The organism is Variovorax sp. P4_B11, from assembly GCF_056402355.1.
Genome location: NZ_JBFUHO010000053.1, coordinates 23,384 through 47,871, shown reverse-complemented (window position 1 = coordinate 47,871; position 24,488 = coordinate 23,384). Strand labels below are relative to the sequence as shown.

Sequence of the window (24,488 nt, the reverse complement as noted above, 5' to 3'; positions counted from 1 at the left end):
CGCCGACCTCTGCGTCCTGGCTGAACCAGGTCGAACGCTGGTTCGCCACCCTGACGCAGAAGTACATCCGCCGCGGCACGCATCGCTCCACGCGCCAGCTCGAACAGGCCATCAGGCACTACATCAAGATCAACAACAGCGCCCCCAAGCCGTTCGTCTGGTCAAAGACTGCCGATGACATCCTTGCGAGCGTCGAGAGATTTTGTTTGCGAACTTCTAACTCACGACACTAGATATCCGCGAGGTTCTTTCCGAGGTTCAACTCGAACTCGCCCGGCTTCCCGATGCCGCTCTTCATCAGTTTCGGAATGCGTTGCTGGAATCCCTGCCAGGCGAACGTCTTGAAGAAGGTGTCTTGCGTTTCCTGAAGATCCGCACCGCTCGGCAACCCGGTTTTATTGATGGTCGCCTTAGATATCGCCAGCACGCTTTTGTCGAACGACAGCACCCGTGCCACGAACCCGGCGACATGCCCGTCCAGCTCGTCTTCCGGAATGGCGCGATTGATCCAGCCGTAACGTTCCGCAGTGTCCGCATCGAAGTCGTCTGCGCCGAGCACGATCTCCAGAGCGCGCGCGCGGCCGACGAGCAGCGGCAGGCGTTCTAAGGCACCTCCCCCCGGAATCAGCCCGGTGCCGACTTCCGGCTGGCCGAAGATGGCCTTCTCTCGGCTCGCGAAGCGGATGTCGCACCCCATCGCGAACTCGCTGCCGCCACCACGCACGCGCCCCCTGATGACCGCGATGCTGAGTACGCTGCTGGCGGCAAGGCGCTGCGCTGTCTCGATCCACGGAGGAATGCCGAAGCGACTGCGCGGCTCCGCCGTGCTGTAGTGTGCGACAAAGAAGTCGGGGTTTGCACTCTCAAAAGTGACTATCTTCAGCGCCTTGTCTGCCTCGATCTCGGTAACGAGGTCGTAGAGCTCGTCGTACATACTGTCGTCGATTAGGTTGATCGGCGGGTTGTCCAAGATCACTCTCCAGTGACCTTGCGCCGCTTTGTCGACAAGCAGCTTCTTCTTTCTGTCAGTCATCATCTTCTCCGCGTGGAGTTGTGAGGGCTTGTCTGGGTACCAGCGCCGCCAGCCGTTGCATGAACTCCTGCGCGACATAACTGGCCTCGATCTTGCCCACCAGCGCCTGAAACTCCAGCACGGTCTCAGGTTGACGATGTTGGATGGCGGGTCTTCGAACGGGGGGCGCTACCGCTAGCCGGAGGACGCTTCGATGCGGAATTGGCTATCGGCCATGTCAGCTCCTCAAGCTACTTGGAGTTCAGATCAGCTTGGAGGTGTCGAGCACCAACTTGCCGCGGGTGTGACCCGTGCCTACGGCTTCGTAGGCCTGCTTCAGTTGGTCTAGCGCAAAGACCCGACTGACGTGCGGCTTGATGATGCCGGCGTCCACCAACTTCGCGATCTCGGCCAACTGATCGGCGTCCGGGCGGGTCAGTGGTCCATGAAACTCCGCGCCACGCGAGGCCGCAAGCTCTTCGTACTGGGCGATTCCTGCGGCTGCGCCCTTGGCCATCGCCTCTGGGAGGCCCAGCGACATGAACGCGCGCGCGTCCGCCACCATGACCAAGCCCACGTAGCGCCCGCCGGGTGCCAACGTGTTGATGGAACGCTCGACCAGTTCGCCGCACACACCGTCATAGACCACGTCGAACGGGCCGAAGTCTTCGAAGCGCTGCTTGGTGTAGTCCACAGCAACGTCAACGCCCAGTTCCTTCAGGAAGGCTTGGTTGGCGGTACCGGCAGTTGCTGTCACATGCGCACCGAAGTGTTTTGCCAGCTGGATGGCGAATGTACCGACGCCGCCGGCGCCGGCCTGGATCAGGACGCGGTCGCCATTTTTCAGGTTGGCGCGCTCGAAAAACGCTTGCCAGGTGGTCAGGGCCACAGTTGGCAGGCTGGCCGCTTCGATGTGGGAAATCTTCGTGGGCTTCCTGGCGAGCAAGTCATTGGCGACTACCGCACGCTCTGCGTACGCGCCAGGCGCGCGGTTGGCCATGCGCGCGTAGACCTCGTCACCCACCTTGAACTGAGAGGGACCGCTGACCTCGCGCACCACACCGGATATGTCGAAGCCCGGCACCTGAGGGAAGGAATAGGGCAGCACGCGTTGAAAGCCGCCGGCACGCATGGCCGGCTCCACGGGGTTGACGCCCGCAGCCTTGATTTCGATCAGCGACGTGCCCTCGGAAAGGACTGGCTCTGGCAGTTCGCCAGATGACACCACCTCGTTGCCGCCATAGGCGGTCAGATAACTTGCGCGCATTTCAGATCTCCTGTGTGGTAGCCATTCACCAACTTGTCAACAAGCAGCTTCTTCTTTCCTTCAGTCATCATCTTCTCCGGGTTGAGGGTGTCAGGACTTGCGTCGGTTTCAGTCGATTGCTGTGTACCGGTCGGTACAAGCGCATCATATACCAAACGGTACAATGCGCAAATGGCAAGGAAACTGATTCGAGAGAAAGCGCTGGAACAGGCCTTGCGCCTTTTCTGGCGTAACGGCTACAACGGCACGTCGATGGAGATGTTGACGAAGGAGCTTGGTGTCGAAAAGCCCAGCATCTACGCGACATTCGGCAACAAGCGAAGCCTTTACCTGGAGGCATTGCTCCACTACCGAACCAGCATGGTCAGGCAGGTTGCGGAATTCCTCGACTCCGCTGCCAACCCGCGTGCAGGCATCGACCGTGTGGTCCGTTTCATGATGACTTCGCTGTACGAGCCAGGCGTGCAGGAGGGTTGCATGGTGACCAATGCCGCGCTGGAGCTGGCCGATCAAGACCCAGAAGTTGCTGCGCACGTGAGTACCATGCTCCGCGAGATCGGCAGCTTGTTCGAAAAGTCGTTGGTGGCAGGACAGAAGTCGGGCGAGGTGACGACTCGTGTCTCCGCAGACCTGCTAGCGGCTTATCTCGTCAACGCGGTCGAAGGGGCTCGGGTCATGGAGAAGACTCGGCCAAGCAAAGAGAAGCTTCAGGCACTCGCGCAGTTTTCCTTGAGTGCATTGGACCCTGCGGTTTGACGCGCCTCGCCATGAGCGTTGGCAAGAGCGAAGCACAGTGGCGCGCTGGGTGGCAAACCGTGGCCGGATTTTGTCGAAGCCTCCCGCCCGCCGGCGCAAACCCCGGCTCTCCCACATCTTGGTGTCTGCGGCTCCGGCATGTCGGCAAGCTTTGCGAAAAGCGACCTTCCGTACCGCTAGGTTGTCCGTCCATGGCTGACCCTAAGCACTGGACCATGGGGTAGCAGCGCGGGAGCTGCAGCCGGGTTGTCGTTGCGTCTGGAGTCGGACTATGTGGTGCAGGCCGCGCAAGCCGGCGATGACCCGTTGAACATGCGGCTCGCGCTCCTCACACACGAGCCGTCGCGTGAGGTGTTGACGGCGGTGGCGTCCCTTTCGGACTGGGGCCAACCATTGGCCACCGGCCGCGGCCGCGGGGGTGGCTTTTCACCTCTGCCGCGGCGTGCCATTGGCCCAGGTGATCGAGATCACGGTGGTCAAGGAGGGTGTGAAGATCGACAAGGTCTTCGTCGCCGTTGATGTGGGCACGGCGCAGCACGTTGGCGCGGTCCACCACGGCGTCTTGCATCAGCACGCGCCACCGGGACGGACCCAGAGGCTGCGGGCGTGGCTGAGGCGGTCGTTGCAGGCAATCAGGTCGTCGGTCCGCTCGGATGACATGCGTCAAGTCTAGTTCGCGCATCGCGCCAACACATCAGCGAATCGCGCCAAGCAAGATAGACGCTGTTGGCGCGTTTCGCTGCCAATCTGGCGCCATTGGCGAGTGCGCGCGGACAGCGTCGTTGGAACAATGGCCTCATTGAATCGACAGAACAATTCGACCTGCCATAGGGCTGCAGCGACCCCCCAAGACCTACAACGGAAAGCGAATCGAATGAGTAAGCAGATCACGGAACGGACCTCGGTGATTACCGGTGACGCTACCGGAAACGAACGGGCCAAGGCAAGTCAGGGCATCAATGCGCCCACCGCCGTTCTTATCGGGGCGACCGGAGGACTTGGCCACGCCCTTGCCAGACTCCTCGCGGCCGAGGGCTTCCGGATCGTGCTCGCGGCGCGGCGCGAGCAAGACGCCGCGGTGCTGACCGGCCGAAGCGACGGTTCGGCGATTTACCTGCGCGCGGATGTCACCGATCCGGCGAGCCTTGAGAAGCTCGCGGCTGCGGCTTTCGATCACCTCGGCCGGATCGACGCGGTGGTGAACCTCGCGGGCATCTCGCCGCGCAAGCCCCTTGAGGACTACACGACGGCCGACGTCGACGCGCTGATGGCGGTCAACGTGAAGGGGCCGATCTTCGTGACTCAGGCATTCCTGCCGAGGTTGCTAAAGCAAACCGGCGGTGGGGTGGTCGTCCACCTCGGTGGCGCCATGGACGGCCGCGTAGCGCTGCCGTTCATGAGCGCCTATGCGGCCACCCGCGGTGCGCTGGCAAGCTACGTTCAAGGCGCCAACCGCGAGCTGGCCGGGACCGACGTGGTGCTTTCGTTCTTCGGGCCGGTACCCTCCAACACCGAGTCAGAGTCTCCGTATTTCGACATGTGGCGCAAGATGGGCGTTGCCCTCTGCGAGCCCGAAGTGGTCGCGCGCGAGATCCTCGCCACCATCCGCCAGCGACGTCGCTCCCATGTGATGGGCGGAGGTCTACTCAAGATGCTCACGCTTGCGAACGCCGTGTCGCCGTCCATTGCCGACGCGATTGGTCTGCGGCGATTCGGGAAGCTCATCAAGCAGCATAGTCCACGCTGATCTTCGCACGGGGCGCCTCGCGCCCGTCACCGGCGGCAAGCGGAGGGGCCACCGCTCCTAGCCCAACGTCGTTTCCGTGCGCGGCTTTGCCGTGGGGCGGCTCTCGAGGGTCGAAGGGTGCATGGACGCATTTGGAGCGGCTCGCCCCTCGGTATGAGCAAGACGCCCTCAACGTGCCAGCCCTCTGACTACGTCACTGTGGCTCTCGGTCTCGGCACTCGCACCAAGCCGTCCGACACCATGACCAGGATCTCTTCATCGGAGGCGAAGGTGCAGGGCTCCCCGACTCCGTCGAACGTGAGCCACTCGACGGTGAAGCGGTGCGCCCGAGCAAGCAGCTGCTGCCCGGATGCCGTCGCCGCGGGCGACCCGCTGCCGAAGTCCACGAAGGTGCGCTGTCGTATCGGAAGTGTTGCCATGGGAAAGGTGTCGAGTTGATCAACGATCCTAAGTCGAGCACCGAGCGAAAGCGCGGATGGTCGCCTCACTTTCCGGCAGCCGGAATGCGTGTAGTAGTTGTTCTTCGCTCGTTTCGAGATTCGCAGGGTTTTCCAGCTGATTACGCCTGGGCCGGCGCAAGGGTTCTGTCAACTGGCTCGCTACCTGGTCAGATCCTTGAGATACGTTGTATCTCACCTCTGCGCACGCCGCCAGTCACAACTCTGATCGTCGAGAGCTCAGTCATTCAATCGCCGGAAGTCAGAATGACTGCAATGTCTTGCCGGTCGCCAAGCAAGCGAATCACATCCAGATGGTCTTCGGTTTCGAAGTAAAGCCACTGCATGGGAAATCCCTCGACGCGCCACGATCGCAATCCGGGGATCTCGCACAACTGCCCCAGTCGCGGCGAGCCCATCGCGGGCATGCGCTGAATCGGTTTCAGCGCCGCAAGCGCTGCGTCGAACATCCGCTCGCCCAACGCCCGCCCGCCCTTCTGCACATAGTAGGCCACGGCGTCGACGAGATCTTCCTCGGCCAGCGGTCGCAGCTTGGCCGGCTTCAACGCGCAGCGCCCAGAGCACGCTCCTTCAACTCAGCCACGACCTTGCGCGTGAGCGTGCGACCGGTACCAGAACTCAGCCCTTCCTCGATCAACTCACGCAGACGTTTCTTTGCCTGATCTTCCTGGTCCCGCCGAATCAGTTCACGAAGATATTCGCTGGTGTTGCCATACTGACCCGAGCGCACGCGCTGGTCGACGTAGCTCCGAAGGGCTTCGGGGAGGGCAAAACTCATTGTATTCGTGCTCATGTGCCCATGATCGCGTGACTATCAATAGTTGTCAAGACGGCCAGATCCCTGCGATGGTAGGCGCGCAAAGCAGGCTTCTGCACCTCCACGGAGGCCCATCGAGTCGAGACGGGCAGCATCGAGAACTTGGCCCGTTGGGGAAGCGACGGCCGCAAGGGAGCCCCATCGGCCACGTCAGGCTCCCTGAGCGCTGCACAAACCTCTGCTTTGACGGTGCAGAATGCAATCGCCTCTTAAAGGCGAGCCGTTCGACCTTGAACCGAGCCGAGCCGAGCCGGCAATCTATGCTTTCGACTGCTGGTCAACGCCATGCGGAGGTGCCATCGGCGAGATGACCAGACCATCGCGATCGATGCAGATGAATTGCCCCGGAGCGAACACCGCGTCCCCGAAGGCCAGCTCGATGTCTTCCTCGCCCAGTCCGGATCTGCCGCCGCGCATGGGCACATGGCCGACGGCCAGCACCGCAATGTCCATGGATTGGAGTGTGTTGACGTCGCGCACCATGCCGTTGATGACGACGCCGGCCCAGCCGTTTTCGATCGCCAGTCGCGCCATGTTGTCGCCGAAAATCGCCACGCGCCGCGATGCACCGCCGTCGATCACCAGAATGCGGGCGTCGCCCGGCTGTTCGAGCCGATCGCGCAGCAGTGCGGCATCCTCGAAGCAACGCAGACATGCGATGAGACCCGACGCGCTGCTGCGTCCGCCATAGGAGTTCATGGGCGCCCGACACACCTGGACGTTGTCGCCGAAGCGGTCGCACAGATCGGAAGTTGTCTCAGACGGCATGGCGTGCCGGCTCAGTCGAGCGTGGCGCCCGACTGCTTCACCAACTTCTGATGCTTGGTGAGTTCGGACTGGAAGAAGGCCGGGGCCAACTCGGGCCCGGTGTCGAGGATCGTGAGTCCCTGTGCCGCTATCGCACGCTGGGCCTCGGGCGAGGCGAGCGCCGACTTGATAGCGGCATATTCGCTGTCGACGATCGCCTTCGGCAGGCCGCCAGGACCGACGAGCGCGATCCAGGCATCGAAGCTGTACTTCGGCACGCCCGCCTCAGCGAGCGTCGGCAGGTCGGGAAGCGCCGCGGAACGTGTCGGCGTGGACACGGCCAGCGCCCGCAATGCGCCCGCCTTCACTTGCGGACCGACCTGCGAGATCGACACGAAGCCCAGCTGCACCTGGCCACCGATCACGTCCGTGATCAACGCCCCGGTGCCGCGGTAAGGCACATGCTTCATGTCGATGCCGGTCTCGCTGACGAGCAACTCCCCCGCAAGATGCAGAGTGCTGCCGTTGCCAGCCGATCCGTAGTTGAGCTTGCCCGGATTGGCCCTGGCATAGGCCAGCAGTTCCTTGACGCTGTTGACGGGCAGCGCCGGATTGACGACCAGCACCAGCGGTACCGTGGCGAGCACCGCGATCGGCGTGATGTCCTTCATGCTGTCGTATGGAATCGACTTGTAGATGCCGGGGTTGATGACGTGGTTCGACGAAATCATGCCGAGCGTGAGTCCGTCCTTGGGCGCCTTCGCGATCTGGCTGGTTCCCGGGATTCCGCCGGCACCGACGATGTTCTCGACGACGATCGGGTGGCCGGTGGCTTTGCCGAAGCCGGGTGCCACGGCGCGCGCGACCGCATCGACTGTCGAGCCGGCGGCCAACGGCACGACCAGCCGAAGCGGCTTATCGGACTGCGCATGGGCGGCGACCAGGCCTCCGAGGGCAAGAAGGGCCGCCAGCGCGATGCGCCGGAAGGGATTCGGGTTCATGGGTTGTCTCCTGATATGCGGATTCGGGCGTGCTGTTGCCGAAGGGTTTCGAAAGACACAAGTTCACCGGCGATCGCGCTCGCAGCCACGGTCGGCGGACTCGCCAGCCAGACCTGGCCCGGGCCGCCGCGGCCCGGAAAATTGCGGTTGATGGCGCTGACCGTGGTCTGGCCGACGCTCACCGAGCCGCCGGGTCCGCAGTTGCCGCAGGCACCGCACGACGGCTGCAGCATGCGTGCGCCGACCTTCTCGAAGGCATGCATGTAGCCCTGCGCGATGCAGTAGTCGCGCACGGCCGTGGTGCCGAACTGAAGGAACAGTTGGACCCCCGGTGCCACCTTCAGCCCGCGGTCGGCGGCCCAGCGCAGCACAGCGTGGTAGTGGTCGAAATCCTCGCGCTTGCCGGCGGTGCACGATCCGCCATAGGCGATGTCGATGCGCACAGGCTCGTCGACCTGCGACAGCGCCGCGCCGTTTCCGGGGTCCCCGGGCCGCGCCACCATCGGAGGCACCGCGGCGCAATCAACGCGCAGGGTGTCGGCATACGACGCGCCCGGGTCGCTGCGCATCCAGGGTTCGATCGTGACGTCGATGCCGCGACGCTCGCGCAGGAAGCGCACCGTCTCCGCATCGGGTGCGACGATGCCCGTGAAGCCGCCGAGCTCGGCCGTCATGTTGGTGAGGGTGGCTCGCTCGTCGGTGGACAGGGCTGCGATCGCATCGCCGCAGAACTCGAAGACCTTCCCAACGCCGCCGCCCGCGCGGATGAAAGGCATCGACAGCAGGTGCAGAACGATGTCCTTGGTCGTGATGCCCGCGGGCACTCGGCCTTCCAGCACGATACGCAGCGTCTGCGGCAGAGTCATCCGCACCGCGCCGGTCACGAAGGCGTTGGCCATGTCGGTGGTGCCGACGCCGAAGGCCACGCAGCCCAGCGCGCCGCTGTGAGGCGTGTGCGAATCGGTGCCGACCACGAGCTGGCCCGGCAGCGCGTAGTGCTCGGCGACCATCGCGTGCGAGATGCCCGCCACGTTCGATCCGTCGTCGCGTGCGGCCTCGGTCTCGGTCAGCGTTCGGTGCGAGCGCAGGCCGTGAGCGGCGGCGAACGCGCGCTGCGCTTCGACCATGCGGTGCACGTTCGGCACCAGACCGCCTCGCACGTGGGCCGGGCTTTCCTCGACATAGGAAGTATGGTCCTCGAACACGATGATCGAGGCCGGCTCATGCAGCGTCAGCGACGGACCGAATTCCGACTTCAGCATATGCGCCGCCATGCCCGTGTAGTACTCGTGGATGAAGCGCCAGTCGGCGCGCACGAAGGCACCCTCGCCCGGCGCGGGATTCGCGCCGGTCAACGCGGTCGCCAGGGCATGGCGGGCCACGATCTTCTCGAACAAGGTGCGCGGGCGCGCGTCGGTGGGCTGCGACACGACATGAACGTCCTGCATGGACTGCCGGCCGAAGCGCAGCAGTCCGCCGCTCGCGAGGATGCGGGCAGCCAGGGCATCGCGCCCCGTCAGCAGCGCATCGAGCGGAATCGGCTCGCCGGCCTGGATGCGCTCGACCAGGCCGAAGTCGGTCGAGGTGAAGAGCCCGATGTTGTCGGCGTTCTGGCGGTAGATGCGCTCGAAACTCTCGGCAATGACCAGCCGCACGCCAGCCATCTTCTCGGCGGCGGGACTGTGCTCACGCGAAGAACCCTTGCCGTAGCGCCGGCCCCCCACCACGACTTCGATGCCATGCGAGCGGATCGCATCGAAGCCGATGGGCGTGGCGTCGCCCGCCCGGAAGCCCGTGTAGGGGTAGCGGCCGAGCTTGTCGTCGTAGTGCGTGAGGATGGGCAGCGGCGTGATCTCGTCGGTCGACACGTCGTCGCGCAGCGGCCGTGCCTTGTCGAGGCTCACTGCGTCGCCACCCAGGCTGCGGGTGACGATGTCGGCCGAGCAACTCAGAAAGAGCATGGTCGGCGCGAAACGCAGGGCTGGCGGGTTGGCTGGCATGCCGAATCTTCGCCACCACGGCGCGCGCAGGAAAGCGCTGGTGCGTCAGACCGGCTCTCGCGGAATGCGAGATCGGTATTTACCCTTGAAGGCTTTCAATCAAGGCCGCGACAGCGCGCGGCCTCGGCGACTTGCGCAGCGCGTAGAGGCGCAGTTCGCGCTGCGCCCAGGGCTCATCAAGCGCCAGGCGCACGAATCGGGGGTTGCCCGCGTAGGCAGCGGCTGCGCTCTGCGGGATCACCGCGATGCCGAGCCCCGCCTCGACCATACGGCAGACCGCGTCGAAGCTGCTGACCGACACGGTCGGGTCGAAGCGGCGGTGCAGCGCGGTGGCCCGCTCATGCAGCGAGCGGTCCAGCGCGCCGCCCTGATGGACGCCGATCAATGAATACTCGAGCGCCTGCGCGAAACTCATCGACTTGCGCCTGGCCTGGGCATGGTCGGCACGCAACACCACCTGCAGCGGATCGGTGGCGAAGGACCAAGTTTCGAGCCCCGCCGGCACCGGCACTTCGACACCGACACCCACATCGGCGAGGTCGTCGAGGCAAGCCCGAATCACGTCGCGGGTGTCGTCCTCCTGCAGCGAGACCGCGACACCCGGGCAGCGCGCCATGAACGCACGCAGGCGCTCCGGCAAGAAGCCGATCACGGCCGACATGTTGGCGTAGAGGCGCACGGTGCCGCGCACTTCGTCACCCGCGGTTTGGACCTCGCGCACCAGCGCTTGCAGGTCCTCGTCGATCTTTTCCCCTCGCATGAGCACCATCCGGCCGGCTTCGGTCAGCGCGACGCCGCGTGGGGACCGGATGAGCAACGGCGTTCCAAAGGCGTGTTCGAGGTCGGCGAGGCGTCGACTGAGTGCCGAAGGGGCAATGTGCTCCTGCTCCGCGGCGCGCACGATCGAGCCCGCCCTTGCTGCGGAAACGAACAAGCGGAGGGTGTAGGGGTCGACGCGACGGGCCAAGGTCAAGTTTTGATCGTGAGGCAAACATTGTTGCAGCGTTGCAAGTGACTACGTTCATCGCCGAATCTTGACCAGCAAATATCGCCTTTGGCCCAGTCGAAATCGTCCCCAACATCCGGGAGCGCTCCCGCGCAAGGCCGTTCATGGCTCGGCCTGCAGCCGCCGCATTTCCCCCGTGCAGCCGTCTGGCAGCACATGTGACAGCGGCGACGACGACACGTCGAACATGCCGCGCGTATCGGCGCAAGCGCACAGGCGGATGCGAGGGGCGGCGACCTTCACGGTGCCGAACAACGTCTGTAGAGTGCGGGTGCGCTGATCGCGTAGCCGTCTCAGCTTCAGGCAGTCGCGRCAGACCCGGGCGCAGGTGCCGTACTCACGATTTGGCTCTGCACGATGCGCTGCTGTAGCTCTGCCAGTACCGCCTTGGCTTCGGCAAGGCCGAGGCCCACGCCGTCGGCGGTGAGATCGCCAAGGCCGCGGCGCAGAGCACCGATTTCGCAGGTCGTCACCTCACCCCAGCCGGTTCTAGCTTCGAGCCTGACCGTCTACTCCATGATGCCCCCTCCTGACCATAAGCGACGAGCGTCGCATGGCTGGTCTGGGCAGCCCAGGTCTTTTCCACTCCCTCTACTAGGTGTCGCCGGCGCTGTTCAGAGAGTCGGCCGCCTCGATGCGCATCAACAAGGAAGCGATCTTCGGGCCGGTGAGGAGCGTGATCCGGGTCAAGCACTACGAGGAAGCGCCGGCCACGGCCAACGACACCGAGTTCGGGCTGTCGGCCGGCATCGCCACCACCTCGCTGAAGAACGCGACGCACTTCAAGCGCCACAGCCAGGCCGGGAGGGTGATGGTCAACCTGCCGGACGGCGGACGTGGACCACCACGTCCCGTTCGGCGGCCGCAAGGGCTCGAGCTACGGGCCGCGCGAGCAGGGCCGGTATGCGCAGGAGTTCTTCGCGGTGCCGAAGACGACCTACACGCTGGGCTGAGACCTTGCGGGACAGACTAAGAAACAGCAGTTTTTTGCTCTGTCCTCAGCGCGATGGCCAGGCCATGCTTTCACCGAACCGCGATCGCTGCGACCTACACCCTGGCCCTTGCAAGGGGTTGTCCGCCAGGGAAGGCACGTTTCCCGGAATGCCCTATCGCAAGCCAGCCGACGGGTTTGCTTTGCGCAGACACTGTTCCAAAAACAATGCGGCGCTCTCCATGGCCTGTTGTGCCTCGGGCTGCAAAGTCGCAACGAAGTGCCACGCGTGAAACATATGGGGCCAGACTTCGAGAGTCATCCTGACACGATTCTCGGCAAGGTGCGCCGCGAGGCGCATGCCGTCCGTGAGCATCAGCTCTGCTTCGCCCATCTGGACCATGATGGGCGGCAGACCCGTTACATCGGCGAAGACGGGCGATGCCATCGGATGATTTGGCAAAGCGCCTTGCAGGAACACTCTCGCCAAGAAGACAAGACCGGCTTTGCTGTTCAAAGGGTCGATCGTTTCCCGATTGGTCATCGAGATGCCCGTGTGCTCCAGGTTGGCCCAAGGCGAAATGGCCACCCCTCCAGCCGGCAGTGGGACGCCGGCGTTGCGGGCAGCCACCATCGCGGTCACGGTCATTGCGCCACCAGCAGACTCGCCGGCAAAGACGATCCTGCTGGCTGGGTGACCTGMATCGAGCAAGCCTTTGTAGAACCGCAGGGTATCGTCGATGGCAGCCGGAAACGGGTGCTCGGGCGCGAGCCGATAGTCCGGCAGGAACACCTTGGCGCCCAACATCTTCGCAAGATTGCCACTGATGCCGTGGTAGCCGTCCGGCCCGCCCACGATGTACGCGCCCCCATGGATATAGACAACGATGGCATCGGTCTTGAGGACGTCGGGGATCGCCACCTGACCCGGTATCCCGCCAATGGCGACATGCTCGAACGTGATGCCCGCCGGTGCAGGGTTCTGCGCCAGCATCCTGCTGTAGAGCGCCCGGATCTCGTCCAGAGATACCTTCTTGTTCTCGCCCGTCAGGACAGGTCCCAAGTCCAGCAAGCTCTCGCTCCATTGCTTCACAAAGGCCTGCGCTTCATTTGTCAGCATCGATATTCTCCAGTTGGTAGCAAAGCAGGGCTCGACGCCCTTCCATCCCCGGCCTCGCGCGCCAGAGCCAGCGCAGCCTCAGACGCTCGGATCGGAGAAGAAGCCCACGATCTCGGGAAGCACAAGCTCCGGGGCTTCCAAGGTGGGACTGTGGCCGATCTTCTTCAATCGGATCAGCTTCGCGTTGGGCAGCTCCGCCTTCATCTGGTCCGACCACGCCGGCGGACGGGGCATGTCTTCTTCGCCGTTGATGATCAGCACCGGGATCTTTATCGAGGGCAGCAATTCGACCGAGCTCTCGCGATGCATGACGCCCTTCATCGCAGGACGCAGCGACTTCGGCAGGGCGGCGATCCGGTCGCGCCAGTACGCCACCATCTCCTTCTTGGCGGGGTTCTGGCGGGTGGTCTCGCCGAACATCACCCGCATCGTCATCTCCAGTATCTCGCCTGTGAAGCCTTGGTTGCCGGCATCGACCACCCACTGCGCGAAGAGAGCACCCTGTTCGGGCGGTTCGCCGCAGGCCGATGAGCCGGCGACGACCAGCGAACGGAACAACTCCTGGCGTCGCGCGATCAGACGGAATGCAACGTCCCCTCCCATCGACTGGGCCATCACGTTGATCGACCTGATGCCCATCGCATCGATGAGCGCCTGCATGTCGTCCGCGCATTGGTCCATGCTGATGATGTCAACGTCCTCGATCGCGCTCTTGCCTTGTCCGCGGAAATCGGGACGGATCACCCTGAACTTGCCTTTGGCGGCCTTGACCAGGCCGTCGAACATGGTGCCGTCCAGGAAGCAGGAGTGCAGGCAGAGGACGACGGGAAGATCGCTCTCTCCTGTGTCCTCGACCCATAAAGTCGTGCCGTTGATCTCTTTGTGAGTGCCTTGTGCCATGGAAACTCTCCGTTTTTAAATCCCAATTGCCCTTGCTCGTCGGGATCCCGGCCGAGGGCAAACCTGCCGAAATAGGTTCGGCGCCACATCGACGATTTCTCTAGCGCGGAGCCTTGCCCACGCCGGCCTTCTCAAGGAAGGCCCGTACCGTCTCGCAGAATTCGAGCGGGTTCTCGGTCATCGGGTAATGCCCGGTGCCCGCCAGCACCGCGATTTCGCTGCCAGGGATGCGAGATGCGGTCTCTTCAACCTTGCTTTGATAAACGAGCCAATCGGCGTCACCACGCAGCAGCAGGACGGGCGCCTTGATCTTTCCCACCTGGTCTCGCTTGTCGAAATTGCCGTAGCCGGTCAAGTCGCCGCGCATCACTTCCGGCGTGGTGCGAGAGATCTGCCACACCACATCGCGTGCCCGGTCAGGCGGCGTGCGATAACCGGTCATGGACCGAGACCAGGCGCCGATGATCTCAGTGCCGTTCATTAGCAGCATGTCGAGGAAGAACTCTGAAACCGTCGGTGTGTAGTCCGCGCCCTCGGCCGACACGATCGCGCTGTATGCATCGGGTCGGCGCGCGCCCAGTTCCAGCACGAGATTTCCGCCCATGGAGCAACCGATGATGGCGGGCTTCACGAGCCCGAGTTTGTCCATCAGCTTTTCGTTGAATTCAGCATGACGCGTCAGGCTTTGAAATGGGCCATCCGCCGGCAGTTCCGACTTCGAGTGACCCGGCGCATCGACGGCGATGACGCGATAGTTGTCGGACAGGCCTTCGAGCACATGCCGGTACATCAGGGTGTCCTGCGCTGCCGCATGGAAACAGATGATCGGATTGCCTTCGCCCGCCTCTTCGTAATAGACACGGATCCCGTCGACGACGACGTAGTGACCGTTGATCTCCTTGCCAGACGACTTCCCTGCTGGCGAATACGAGGCCGCGTCAAGCGACTCGGGCTTGCCGACTCGCTTCATCGCGTCAAACGCCCGAGCCATGACGTCGACGTAGCGCCAGGCGGCCACCGTGTTGCCTGACAGCGCAAGGCGACCCAGACCGGGCGAAAGCGCCTCGAACCAATCGATCTTGCCGTCGAGCACGCGTTGCCATTCCTCGTCGGGCCCGCCGACCTCGATCTCCGCACCCAGCGGAATTCCATCGGGAAATGCCGCGACCGCGCGGCCGGCCACGACGGCCAACGTCGAATGGCCCTTGTCGTGATTGAACTGGATCTGCCCGCTGAAATATTTGGCGGCCTTGGTCCAATGGGTGTCGGCGTTGAGCTCCGCGATATAGCGCTCCCACCAACCGTTGTCTGAAAGCTTGAACATGATCTGTCTCCGAGTATTGGGATCGTCAGTCGACTGTGGCGCAGCGGGTGATCCAGATCCCGCGCGCCTGCATCGTCGGCAACCACTTGGCTGGCTGCCTGGATGCGCCTTGATTCTTCAATGTGAAATGTTGCTGTTGGGCGGGACCGCTGGCGAACGCGCAGCTTCCTGGCCGATGTTTCCATCGAAACCGCAGCCATCGAAGCCGCGCAATATCCACTTGCGCGCCACACTCTCTGCCATCGTCGGCGCATGAGCCAGCGCCTGCGCTGCCTTGTTGCCCCACATCGGCTTGGCCGGGGTGAACGTGATGGTTCGCTCCATGATCAGACTCCGCATGGAAACAGCGCCGGTCGGTCAGTGGGACGACCGTTCGCGCAGCATCACCACCGCGCACAGGATGACCACACCGTAGATCACATCACGGATCGAGGGCGGGATCATCGTGCCGGCAAGCAACGTCTGCAGGGCGGTCAGCAGCAGCACGCCGCCGATCATCCCGACGTACTTTCCGCGTCCCCCGGTGATGAGAGTGCCGCCTATAACGACCACGGCGATCGATGGCAGCAGGTAGGGGTCTCCCATCCCGAGGCTGGCCTGCCCGCCGAAGCCCGTGAGCATCACCCCGACGAGCGCCGAGCACAGCCCACTTAAGGCATAGACGCTCATGGTCACGCGCCCGACGTTGACACCGGAAAGATGGGCCACCCGCTGGCTGTTGCCGACTGCATAGACCTGCCGCCCGAACACAGTGCGCGACAGCAGGACGATCCCAAGAAAGGCAAACAGGATCACGGCAAACACCACCGGTGTGAACGGTCCGATCCGCGCATTCATGAGCCACTTGAGAGCGGGCGGCGCGAATCCATCGGGCGTGCCGTTGCTGTAGAGCAGCGCGATGCCCTGCAGAAGCCCGTTCATCGCCAGGGTTGCCACGATCGGCGGAAGTTTGAACAGCACGATGGCCAGCCCATTGACCAGGCCGATCAGGACCCCGATTCCGAGCACCAATGGCACCGCCCACAGCGCGGCTTCGTTGCTGCCGCGGGCCAACCCTCCGAGCAAGATGCCACAAAGCCCGATGGTCCAGGGCAGCGACAGGTCCAGCCCCCCGGTCAGAATGACGGTGCCCTGGCCCAAGGCCAGCACCACCAGGAAGGAACCCAGCAGGATCAAGGTGTTCAGGTAACCCATGTCGATCGGACGTCCGAGCAGGACCGTGACGAGCATGATCAGCAGCAGACATACGTAGGCCGGCAAGACATAGCGAAGCGCGGTGCCGTGTGTCTTGAGCCAATTCGCGCCGACAGGCAGTTGCCGCGCCGGCTCCACCAGCCGCACCACGGGTCTGGAGCGCGCAGAGTCGGCAAGGCGCCGTTTGACGGTCTGGCGCCACCAATGCGCAAGCTCCGCGCGCGACACGCCGGTCGTGCCGAGCGCTGCCGCGATCAGGACCAGGCCTTCCACGATGGTGCCGTAGTAGGCCGGCACGTTCAGCACCAGCAGAATGTTGACGATCAGCATCAGGCTGTAGGCACCGACGACGGAGCCCACGCAGCCGCCTCTACCGCCACCCAGTACCGTGCCCCCCAGGACCACGGCGGTGAACGTCTGCAGCAGCAGAGGCACGCCCACCAACGGATCTCCGGTCGCCGTCTGCGCCGTCACCAGCACGCCCGCGGCGCCATAGGCCAGGCCGGCGAGCGTGTAGGCGCCAAGCTTCGTCATCACGACGTTGATGCCCGAGTACGTGGCCGCCTCGTGATCGCTGCCGACGGCATAGAGCGCGGTGCCGAAGCGCGTTTTCTTGATGGCCAGCCACGCAAGGACGACGAACCCCAGCACCAGCACGGGCGAGGGCAAGACGCCTTCGATCGCACTGCCCGTGAAGAACCGGGTGAAAGACTCGGGCACCATGCCGCCGGGCTTGTCCATCACCACCAGCGTGATGCCGGTGAGGATGAACATCGTGGACAGCGTGACCACGATCGACTGCAGGCGCAGGACAGCCACGAAGAATCCATTGAACGCCCCCACCAGCGCGCCCACGCCCAGGCCGATGAGCACGGCGGTGCCTTGCGAGGCCGGGTGATCGTTGAGGTAGACGGCCACCAGCACATTCACCAGCGAGATGACCGCACCTGCACTCAGGTCGAAGCCGCCTGTGAGGATGACGATGGTTGCCCCGAGCGCCGCGACCGCCAGTGTCAATCCCCCGGCGGAGAGATAGAGCAGGTCGGCATACGCCAGCGGCGTGGCCGAGAGAAGGTTGACCAGCGCAAAGAGCACCGCCAGGACCGCGATCGCGATCAAGAGCCCCTTGGCGCGGCTTGGCACCCACCGAGCCATCGGCGAAACCGGTGGCTGGACGTACGAAACGACTGCGGTATTGCTCATGATTGAACTGCCTTCCGGGTCGCCGATTCGGACCCGTGTGTGTGTGCGCTTCCCAGGGCCGCACGCATGATTTCCGACTCCGAAATGGCCTCGACTGCACCGTCGATTTCACGAACGATGCTGCCGCCGTAGAAAACGACGACGCGATGGCTGAGATGCACCACCTCCTCGATCTCGGTCGAATACAGGATGACTGAACCGCCTGCCCGCACGTACTCGTTGATGAGCAGATAGATTTCGTGCTTGGTGCCCACGTCGACGCCGCGCGTCGGGTCGAACAGCAGCAGCACTCTCCCGCCGGCCAGCAACCACTTCGCCATGACGATCTTCTGCTGGTTGCCGCCGCTGAACGAGTTGGCCGGCATATACAACGCGCGTTCGGCAACCTGCACCTTGGCAAGGGCGCCGGCAACGGCAAGGCCCTCGGCCGCACTGTCGATGAGCCCGAAGCGCGTGTAGCGGTCGAGCACCGGCAGCGCGGTGTTCTGCCGCCCGTCCAGGCGCAGAAACAGTGCCTCTGTCTTGCGTTCTTCCGGCACGAGCGTGATGCCCAGCTTGGCGTCGATGGCATCGCGCGGCGATTCGATTTTCACCTCGCGGCCGTCCACCGTGATGGTGCCGGAGCTTGCCGGCATGTCACCGAAGAGCGACAGGAAGAGTTCGAGCTGTCCCATCCCCGCGAGGCCGGCCACTCCCAGCACCTCGCCAGGCTGCAGCGACAAGGATGCGTTGCGCAGCCGCCCGGCGGACATGTCGCGCACCGTCAGCACTGGCGCCACGCTCCGGTCCACCGGGGGCTTGGGCGGGAAGGTCTTCTCCAGCGAGCGGCCGATGATCTGCTCGATCACCTCTTCGTCCGAGATCTCGTCGATGCCGAACGTGTCCACGCTGCAGCCGTTGCGCAGGATGGTCAGGCTGTCGCAGAACATGCGCACCTCGGGCATGCGGTGCGTGATGAAGATGATCGTCGTGCCGCACGCCTTTTGCTGGGCAATGATCTGTCCCAGCCACGCGATGTCTTCACCCGACAGCGCCGAGGTCGGTTCGTCGAGCAGCAGCACCTTGGGCTCGCGCAGCACCGCCTTGACGATTTCGATCTTCTGGCGGAGCGGCAGATCCAGCGAGCGCACCTCGGCCCGCGGCGAGATCATGTGCAGGCCCATCTTCTCCAGGCTGGCTGCAACACGCTCCTCCGCCGCCTTCTTGTTGAGCAAACCGGCAAAGCCGGTCGGCTGGTAGGGCAGCAGCAGGTTCTCCGCCACGCTGAGATCCGGAATCAGGGTAAGTTCCTGGAAGGCTGTCTGCACGCCCAACCTGTGCGCATCGCGCGGGCTGCTCATGCGCACCTCTTCGCCGAACAGGCGGATCACGCCGCTGTCCGGGCGAACCAGGCCGCTGAGGATCTTGACGGAGGTGGACTTTCCCGCCCCGTTTTCCCCCAGAAGCGCATGCACCTTCCCGGCAGCGATGCTGTACGTCACGCTTTCGAGCGCCACGGTCGGCCCGAAGGCCTTGCGTACCTGCTCGACGCTGACAGCTTGAGTTGACTTGGACATGCCGAGCAATTCCTGGTCAGGCGATGGGTGCCGAATCAGTTCTCGGTCTTGCCCGTCAGCGCGRCATTGAGCGCGACTTCTGGCGTTTCCGGATTGAAGACGTCCGCAAACCAGCCCGGATTGGTGACGACGGAGGGCTGGAACACATTGCAGCCCTCCTTCATCTCCTTCCACGTCCCTTCCTTGCAGAGCTTCACGGTGTCGTTGGTGACCTGCGGCAGCGGCACGATGATGTCGTGAGGAAACTTCTTGCCCTCCAGGGCCTGGATCGCCTGCTTGAGCGCGTAGGCACCGGACACCGGCGGAGATGAATAGGAGAAGCTCGGCGCGCCCATCGGCCGATAGGTCCCGTTCGCACCTTGGACTTCCTTGTCAGACACCGGCAACATCTGGATGCGGTGACCATTGGCTCCCTCGCCCGCACACGGCTTCTTCTTGCCGTCCGGAATACCGGCCTCGTCCTGCATTGAGAAAACGGTGTAGCAGCCCACCTGAACAAGCAGGCCATCGACTTTGTCCCAGGGATGCGAAGCCAGGATCTTGGTCATCTCAGTGCGAGCCACGGCCTGGCTCCACATGCCCACGCCCTGGGCAACCACCTTGACATCCGGATACTTGGCGAACACTTCCATCGACGCCTTCGTGCGCTGGGTGTCGGTCGAGGTGCCGGGAACACCAGTGAGATACACCACGTTGCCCTTGCCACCCATGGCCTTGACCAGCCATTCGGCAGCGACCTTGCCGGCGAGGAGCTGATCGATATGCACGTTGTGAGCACAAGGTTCAGTGATTTCGGCGTCGTAGGCGAAGACATGCACCCCCTTGTCACACGCTGCCTTGACAGCCTGGTTCAGCGCGGTCGGCGAAATCGGGTAGATCACGATCGCCTTGGCGCCCGCTTGCACCATGGCATTGATCTGCTGAATCTGTTTTTGCGCATTGGGCCCTGCGACCTGGACTTCGAAATCGATCTTGTCCTTGTTGCTGGGGTGCGATGCCAGGGCGCGCTGCATCGACGCCGCTTCGCCTTGCCAATCGTTGCCGATGTAACTCATGCTGAGAAAGACCTTGTCCTTCGCAGCAGCCGCACCTGAAAAAGCAATGGCGGCGCTCAATGCGAGCACGGCACGGGCGGCGATGGTATAGCTCTTGGTCATCGTAGTCTCCAGTTGTCGAAGTGAATGCCCAGTGGGCGGTTGGAAAAAATGGATCGGCCGACCTGACTCGGCAGATGTCCTGCGGAAAAAACTATTTAATGACGATCGGATTCACGGGCGCACCCGAGCCGCCAACGATCTTCAATGGGGCCCCTGCGTAGAGAAATGTCCACTGGCAGTCTTTCGCGCAGTCCTCTGCCAGAGGATCGAGTTGCGCAATTTCCGTCAATGCGACGCCGAGATTTCTCATCAGCGCGTTGTGCAATGGGAGTTCGACGCCCGAGACAGGATCGACGGTCACCTCGTTAGCCATCGTGTCGGTGACCAGGTTGGGAATCTCCATATCCTGGAACCACTGGACCAGTTCCCGGCTGTAGGTAAGGCCAGGTTCCTTGAAGTCCTTGTAGAACTCGGCGTGCTCGCGCTTGTAGAAGGATCCGATCCAACCCGTGCGGACAATCAGGATGTCCCGCTTCTCGATCACCACCCCTTGCTTTTCCGCAGCCTCGAGCAAATCGACATGCGAAAAGGTTTCTCCGGGACCGAGGACTTCCTTTCCACGGTGGCGCGCCATGTCGATCAGAACGCCACGGCCTACGACTCCTCTTTCACCAATGGGCAGCACACTCGCCTTGGCCAAGCCGCCAATGGTGGTGTCCGCGTCGTAGCCATTCCATATCTGGTCGTCGTACCAGACATGCCCCAATGCGTCGTACTGGGTGGAGCCTTGCAGGTACATGAACATCACGTCGTCGGCATATTCGTATTGCCCTGGAAAACGTGGCCCCTTGCCGCACAGATAATGACCTCGGTCCATGACATTCATCCGCTTGGCCGATTGCCGACCGGGCCATACCGGGTCGCCCCCAGGGTCGCCCATTCGAACTTGCAGCGTGAAAGTCTTTCCCTGCTTCACGGTTGCAATGCCGCGCAGGATCTCCGCTGATGTCAGGTAATTGAGCGAGCCGACTTCGTCGTCCTTGCCCCATTTGCCCCAGTTTTTTGGAGAGGATTCCAACAGCTCCCGCACATGAGGCACGTTCTTCGCTTCCATATGACTCCTTGGTCAGGTTCTCGTTAAAGGACGCAGCTTCCGCACACCGGCACCGACGGCGGGGGCTCGGACGAACGTCACCTCCGCCCCTGGGTGCCGATGCCCCCCACCTTGAAGGTGCAATTGAAGCGCTTCATTTTCCGAAAGCATTTGTTCTCGGTACAAGGTGCAGGCGCACCGGCAGTGGATTGGAAGCGCTTCATTTTGCGGGAAAAGACGAGACACGCATCATGGTGTTTTCCCGAATACGCGACCAGCGGGATCGCCAGGTGACGGGGCCGGTCAGCGCTCGCTCAGGAAGCCGCTATTTCCCGTATCATGAAGCGCTTCATCTGAGCCTTGTTCACGACAGCACGGCCGGCACCTACGACTTCGCCTTCCAAGACTTTCATCCATGCCTCAATCGCCCACTGGCAGACCGACTCTGGAGGACGTCGCACGACTCGCGGACGTCTCGCTGGGGAGTGCATCTCGCGCCTTGTCAGATCCCGGCCTCGTCAAGCCGAAGACCCTCCAGCGTGTCATGCAGGCGGTGGAGCAGCTCGGCTATGTGCGCAACGGTGCGGCTCGCGCACTCGCCTCGCGCCGAACATTTTCGGTAGGTGCGGTTTATCCCACTTTGCACAACCCGGCGTTCGCCGACTCGATTCACGCCCTTCAGCAGACGCTATGGGGCTTTGGCTACCAGTTGGTCGTCGCAAGCCACGAATACGTCGAGGAGCGCGAATACGAGGTGGTGCGCTCCATCGTTGAGCGGGGCGTGGATGGCCTCATCCTGGTGGGCGTCGAGCATGATCAACAGGTGTTCGACCTGGTGCGTCATCGAAAGCTTCCGTTGGTCTTGTCGTGGTCGCTAGACCAGGCGCCCTACGGCCACTCTGTCGGATTTTCGAACCATCAGGCTGCGTACGACCTCACACTCGCAGTGCTCGCCAGGGGACACAAAGACATTGCAGTCGTTTGTGGTTCCCGGGCGCACAACGAACGCGCACGCCAGCGAGTGAGCGGAACCTCCGACGCCATGGCCGAGCACGGCCTCAAGCTGCGCGAAGACTGGATCATCGAGCAGCCTTTGTCCGTGGAGGGTGGCAAGCTCGCCATGCATCGAATTCTTGCGATGGAGCAACGTCCGACAGCGATCATGTGCAACACCGATACCTTGGCCATCGGTGCGCTGCACGAGTGCCGGATGCATGGAATCGTGGTACCTGACCAAATGTCCATCACGGGCTATGACGACATCGTGCTCGCCAGTCTTACCGTTCCGCCTCTCACTACCGTGCATATTCCGACAGCGCAGATGGGGACGCTTTGTGCACGACGCCTGGTCGGTCTTATTGAAAACCGCGACCTCGGCGAAGTCCCCGCGCTAGGCCATGAAGTCATCATCCGTGAAAGTCTGGGTCAGGCACCTTCCATGACCACGCCGGCATCGATTGCGACCGGTGCCATCAAGAACCGGTTGATGCCAGCGAGAATCGACTCCGACTGGGTCTGACCTCGTCGATCGGAAACATCGACAAGGGTCATCGAAGCCATGCGGCCGCTGGCGTCCGTGGCGGCCACCATGGCGGCAGGGTCGATGAATTCATCGAGGTGCACACACTGTTCGAAACAGGACGGCGCGCTCGTTCGCACTACCGGCGGGAAGCATCCTCCAGGATCAGGTCGGCCGCCTTCTCCGCCACCATCATGACGGCCGCCTGGATGTTGCCCGACACCATGCAGGGCATCACGGAGGCGTCGACGATGCGCAGACCGCTCATGCCCCGTACTCTCAAGCGAAGATCGACAACGGCCGCATCGTCCTCTCCCATGCGGCAGGTGCCGATCGGATGATAGATCGTCTGGCCGTTCTGGCGTGCGAAGGCGAGCCAGTCCGCGTCGGAGCGAACCTCGATTCCCGGACTCATTTCCTCGACCACGTGGCGCCGCAGCGCCGGCCGTTCGACGATGCGCCGCGCGATCTGCATGCTGCGCACCATGCATTCCCGATCGACGGGGCTCGACAGAAAATTCGGCCGGATCGACGGCCCCGCGGAGGGGTCCCGCGATTTGATGTGGATGGTGCCGACCGATTCGGGCCGCAACTGCGTCACGCCGATCGTCATGCCGGGCAACTTGTCGAGCACGCGCTCGGCGGCATTCGCATAGCTCGCGTGCATGAAGAAATACTGCGCGTCGGCTGTCGGCATCTCGGGCTTGGTCTTCACGAAGGCGTTCACCAAGCCGGTGCCCAGCGTGAGAATGCCGGTCCGCCGCGCGTAATATTCCGACACGGCCAGACCAAGGCGCCAGCTCCGCGACATCTCGTTCAGCGTGACGGCGTCTTTCACGCGCCAGTTCATCCGGGTGCAGAAGTGATCGATGTAATTCTCCCCGACCCCGCGCAGGTCGTGGCGCACCGCAATGCCATGTGACTGGAGCAGTTCTGCCCGGCCGACGCCCGAGAGTTCGAGCAACTGGGGAGACTGGATCGCACCGGCGGCAAGAACGACTTCCGCAAGGGCATTGACCGTGCTCTCCACGCCGTTCCGGCGGTAGGTGACGCCGGTGCAGCGCTGGCCGCTGATCTCGAGGCGCACCACATGCGCATGGGTCACGATGGCGAGGTTCTGGCGCCTGAGCGCGGGCCGCAAATAGCCGTCGTACACGCTCCAGCGCCGCCCGCCGCTTTGCGTCACCTGGTAGTAGCCGACGCCTTCCTGGCGCCCGGCGTTGTAGTCTTCGTTGAAGGAAAGGCCGTCCTCCCGGGCCGCCCGGATGAAGGCGTCCGAGATCGGAAAACGTTCGCGCACCTGCGCGAGCTTCATTGGCCCTTCGTGTCCGCGCGTGGGTCCGCCCTTGTCGTAGTTCTCGAGCTTGCGGAAGTAAGGCTCGACGTCTTTCCATGCCCAGCCGCACGCACCGGCGTCGCGCCAGGCGTCGTAATCCCCGGACTGCCCGCGCACGTACACCATGCCATTGATGAGCGTCGAGCCGCCCAGGCCCTTGCCGCGCGGTACCGCGATCACCCGCTGGTTGGTGTTCTCTTCCGCCTCGGTCTTGAAACGCCAGTTGTACTGCGTATTGGTCAGCAGCTTGCTGAAGCCTGCCGGAATGTTGATCCACATGCTCGCGGGTTCGCCCCCGGCCTCGAGCATCAGAACCCGGTGCTGTCCGGAGGCGGTCAGCCGGTTCGCCAGGATGCAGCCGGCGGTGCCACCGCCGACGATGATGTAGTCGTAGGGTTCCATGT

Annotated in this window: 22 protein-coding genes and 2 pseudogenes; 6 read left to right on the top strand and 18 right to left on the bottom strand. The window is 63.3% G+C overall.

The features are described from left to right. A pseudogene (locus tag AC1DYD_RS31935) lies at window positions 1-233 on the top strand (IS630 family transposase); the annotation flags it as partial. On the opposite strand, the gene AC1DYD_RS31930 reads toward AC1DYD_RS31935, so the two are convergent. The 3 genes from AC1DYD_RS31930 to AC1DYD_RS31920 form a co-directional block, all read right to left on the bottom strand. After that, window positions 230-1,033 carry an enoyl-CoA hydratase/isomerase family protein gene (locus AC1DYD_RS31930; protein ID WP_478176750.1) on the bottom strand — a complete coding sequence of 268 codons (804 nt, stop codon included), beginning with the start codon at window positions 1,031-1,033 and terminating at the stop codon, window positions 230-232. The pseudogene AC1DYD_RS31935 and the gene AC1DYD_RS31930 sit on opposite strands and share 4 nt — an antisense overlap. Beyond that, entirely contained in the window at window positions 1,026-1,154 is a 129-nt protein-coding gene (locus AC1DYD_RS31925) for a hypothetical protein (protein ID WP_478176749.1), read from the bottom strand. The genes AC1DYD_RS31930 and AC1DYD_RS31925 overlap by 8 nt, the downstream gene beginning before the upstream one ends. Window positions 1,155-1,274: 120 nt before the next feature. After that, complete coding sequence (locus AC1DYD_RS31920; RefSeq protein WP_478176748.1) at window positions 1,275-2,279, bottom strand: NADP-dependent oxidoreductase; 1,005 nt, start codon at window positions 2,277-2,279, stop codon at window positions 1,275-1,277. Window positions 2,280-2,450: 171 nt separating this feature from the next. Here AC1DYD_RS31920 and AC1DYD_RS31915 point away from each other — a divergent pair, with 171 nt between their 5' ends. The 3 genes from AC1DYD_RS31915 (at window position 2,451) to AC1DYD_RS31905 (ending at window position 4,782) form a co-directional block, all read left to right on the top strand. Continuing rightward, window positions 2,451-3,035, top strand: coding sequence for a TetR/AcrR family transcriptional regulator (locus AC1DYD_RS31915; RefSeq protein WP_478176747.1), 585 nt, complete (start codon window positions 2,451-2,453; stop codon window positions 3,033-3,035). A gap of 448 nt (window positions 3,036-3,483) precedes the next feature. Beyond that, window positions 3,484-3,708 (top strand): hypothetical protein, encoded by a 225-nt coding sequence (locus AC1DYD_RS31910; RefSeq protein WP_478176746.1) that lies wholly within the window; start codon window positions 3,484-3,486, stop codon window positions 3,706-3,708. Window positions 3,709-3,909: 201 nt separating this feature from the next. Then, window positions 3,910-4,782, top strand: a complete 873-nt coding sequence (locus tag AC1DYD_RS31905) for an SDR family NAD(P)-dependent oxidoreductase (protein WP_478176745.1) — start codon at window positions 3,910-3,912, stop codon at window positions 4,780-4,782. 685 nt (window positions 4,783-5,467) lie between these two features. On the opposite strand, the gene AC1DYD_RS31900 is transcribed toward AC1DYD_RS31905, so the two are convergent. The 6 genes from AC1DYD_RS31900 to AC1DYD_RS31875 all read right to left on the bottom strand — a co-directional run bounded on the left by AC1DYD_RS31900 (window position 5,468) and on the right by AC1DYD_RS31875 (window position 10,772). Continuing rightward, entirely contained in the window at window positions 5,468-5,785 is a 318-nt protein-coding gene (locus AC1DYD_RS31900) for a type II toxin-antitoxin system RelE/ParE family toxin (RefSeq protein ID WP_478176744.1), read from the bottom strand. Continuing rightward, window positions 5,782-6,033 (bottom strand): type II toxin-antitoxin system ParD family antitoxin, encoded by a 252-nt coding sequence (locus tag AC1DYD_RS31895; protein WP_478176743.1) that lies wholly within the window; start codon window positions 6,031-6,033, stop codon window positions 5,782-5,784. The genes AC1DYD_RS31900 and AC1DYD_RS31895 overlap by 4 nt, the downstream gene beginning before the upstream one ends. A 282-nt stretch (window positions 6,034-6,315) precedes the next feature. Continuing rightward, entirely contained in the window at window positions 6,316-6,825 is a 510-nt protein-coding gene (rraA, locus tag AC1DYD_RS31890; RefSeq protein WP_478176742.1) for a ribonuclease E activity regulator RraA, read from the bottom strand. A gap of 11 nt (window positions 6,826-6,836) precedes the next feature. Further along, the gene (locus AC1DYD_RS31885; RefSeq protein ID WP_478176741.1) at window positions 6,837-7,805 is read right to left on the bottom strand and encodes a tripartite tricarboxylate transporter substrate binding protein; all 969 of its coding nucleotides are present in this window, start codon (window positions 7,803-7,805) and stop codon (window positions 6,837-6,839) included. Continuing rightward, window positions 7,802-9,766 carry an aconitase family protein gene (locus AC1DYD_RS31880; RefSeq protein WP_478176754.1) on the bottom strand — a complete coding sequence of 655 codons (1,965 nt, stop codon included), beginning with the start codon at window positions 9,764-9,766 and terminating at the stop codon, window positions 7,802-7,804. Before AC1DYD_RS31880 ends, AC1DYD_RS31885 begins: the two co-directional genes overlap by 4 nt. A 118-nt stretch (window positions 9,767-9,884) precedes the next feature. Continuing rightward, window positions 9,885-10,772 (bottom strand): LysR family transcriptional regulator, encoded by an 888-nt coding sequence (locus AC1DYD_RS31875; RefSeq protein ID WP_478176753.1) that lies wholly within the window; start codon window positions 10,770-10,772, stop codon window positions 9,885-9,887. Between the two features lie 637 nt (window positions 10,773-11,409). Between AC1DYD_RS31875 and AC1DYD_RS31870 the strand changes: the two are divergent. Beyond that, window positions 11,410-11,764 (top strand): annotated as a pseudogene (locus AC1DYD_RS31870) (aldehyde dehydrogenase family protein); the annotation flags it as partial. A gap of 153 nt (window positions 11,765-11,917) precedes the next feature. Here AC1DYD_RS31870 and AC1DYD_RS31865 read toward each other — a convergent pair. The 8 genes from AC1DYD_RS31865 to AC1DYD_RS31830 form a co-directional block, all read right to left on the bottom strand. Beyond that, window positions 11,918-12,862: an alpha/beta hydrolase gene (locus AC1DYD_RS31865; RefSeq protein ID WP_478176740.1), complete on the bottom strand. Its 945-nt coding sequence runs from the start codon at window positions 12,860-12,862 to the stop codon at window positions 11,918-11,920. A gap of 78 nt (window positions 12,863-12,940) precedes the next feature. Further along, window positions 12,941-13,762 carry an alpha/beta fold hydrolase gene (locus AC1DYD_RS31860; protein WP_478176739.1) on the bottom strand — a complete coding sequence of 274 codons (822 nt, stop codon included), beginning with the start codon at window positions 13,760-13,762 and terminating at the stop codon, window positions 12,941-12,943. Between the two features lie 100 nt (window positions 13,763-13,862). Beyond that, window positions 13,863-15,086 (bottom strand): alpha/beta fold hydrolase, encoded by a 1,224-nt coding sequence (locus AC1DYD_RS31855; RefSeq protein WP_478176738.1) that lies wholly within the window; start codon window positions 15,084-15,086, stop codon window positions 13,863-13,865. Between the two features lie 117 nt (window positions 15,087-15,203). After that, window positions 15,204-15,410, bottom strand: coding sequence for a hypothetical protein (locus AC1DYD_RS31850; protein WP_478176737.1), 207 nt, complete (start codon window positions 15,408-15,410; stop codon window positions 15,204-15,206). Window positions 15,411-15,443: 33 nt separating this feature from the next. Next, window positions 15,444-17,483, bottom strand: coding sequence for an ABC transporter permease (locus tag AC1DYD_RS31845; protein ID WP_478176736.1), 2,040 nt, complete (start codon window positions 17,481-17,483; stop codon window positions 15,444-15,446). After that, window positions 17,480-19,039, bottom strand: coding sequence for a sugar ABC transporter ATP-binding protein (locus tag AC1DYD_RS31840; RefSeq protein WP_478176735.1), 1,560 nt, complete (start codon window positions 19,037-19,039; stop codon window positions 17,480-17,482). Before AC1DYD_RS31840 ends, AC1DYD_RS31845 begins: the two co-directional genes overlap by 4 nt. A 35-nt stretch (window positions 19,040-19,074) precedes the next feature. Then, on the bottom strand, window positions 19,075-20,196 hold the full coding sequence (locus AC1DYD_RS31835) for a sugar ABC transporter substrate-binding protein (protein WP_478176734.1): 1,122 nt from the start codon (window positions 20,194-20,196) through the stop codon (window positions 19,075-19,077). 91 nt (window positions 20,197-20,287) lie between these two features. Continuing rightward, the gene (locus AC1DYD_RS31830; protein ID WP_478176733.1) at window positions 20,288-21,250 is read right to left on the bottom strand and encodes a cyclase family protein; all 963 of its coding nucleotides are present in this window, start codon (window positions 21,248-21,250) and stop codon (window positions 20,288-20,290) included. 394 nt (window positions 21,251-21,644) lie between these two features. On the opposite strand from AC1DYD_RS31830, the gene AC1DYD_RS31825 reads away from it, so the two are divergent. Then, entirely contained in the window at window positions 21,645-22,748 is a 1,104-nt protein-coding gene (locus AC1DYD_RS31825) for a LacI family DNA-binding transcriptional regulator (protein WP_478176732.1), read from the top strand. A 139-nt stretch (window positions 22,749-22,887) separates the two neighbouring features. Here AC1DYD_RS31825 and AC1DYD_RS31820 read toward each other — a convergent pair whose 3' ends face one another. Continuing rightward, window positions 22,888-24,486, bottom strand: coding sequence for a GMC family oxidoreductase (locus AC1DYD_RS31820; RefSeq protein WP_478176752.1), 1,599 nt, complete (start codon window positions 24,484-24,486; stop codon window positions 22,888-22,890). Between the last annotated feature and the right edge of the window lie 2 nt (window positions 24,487-24,488).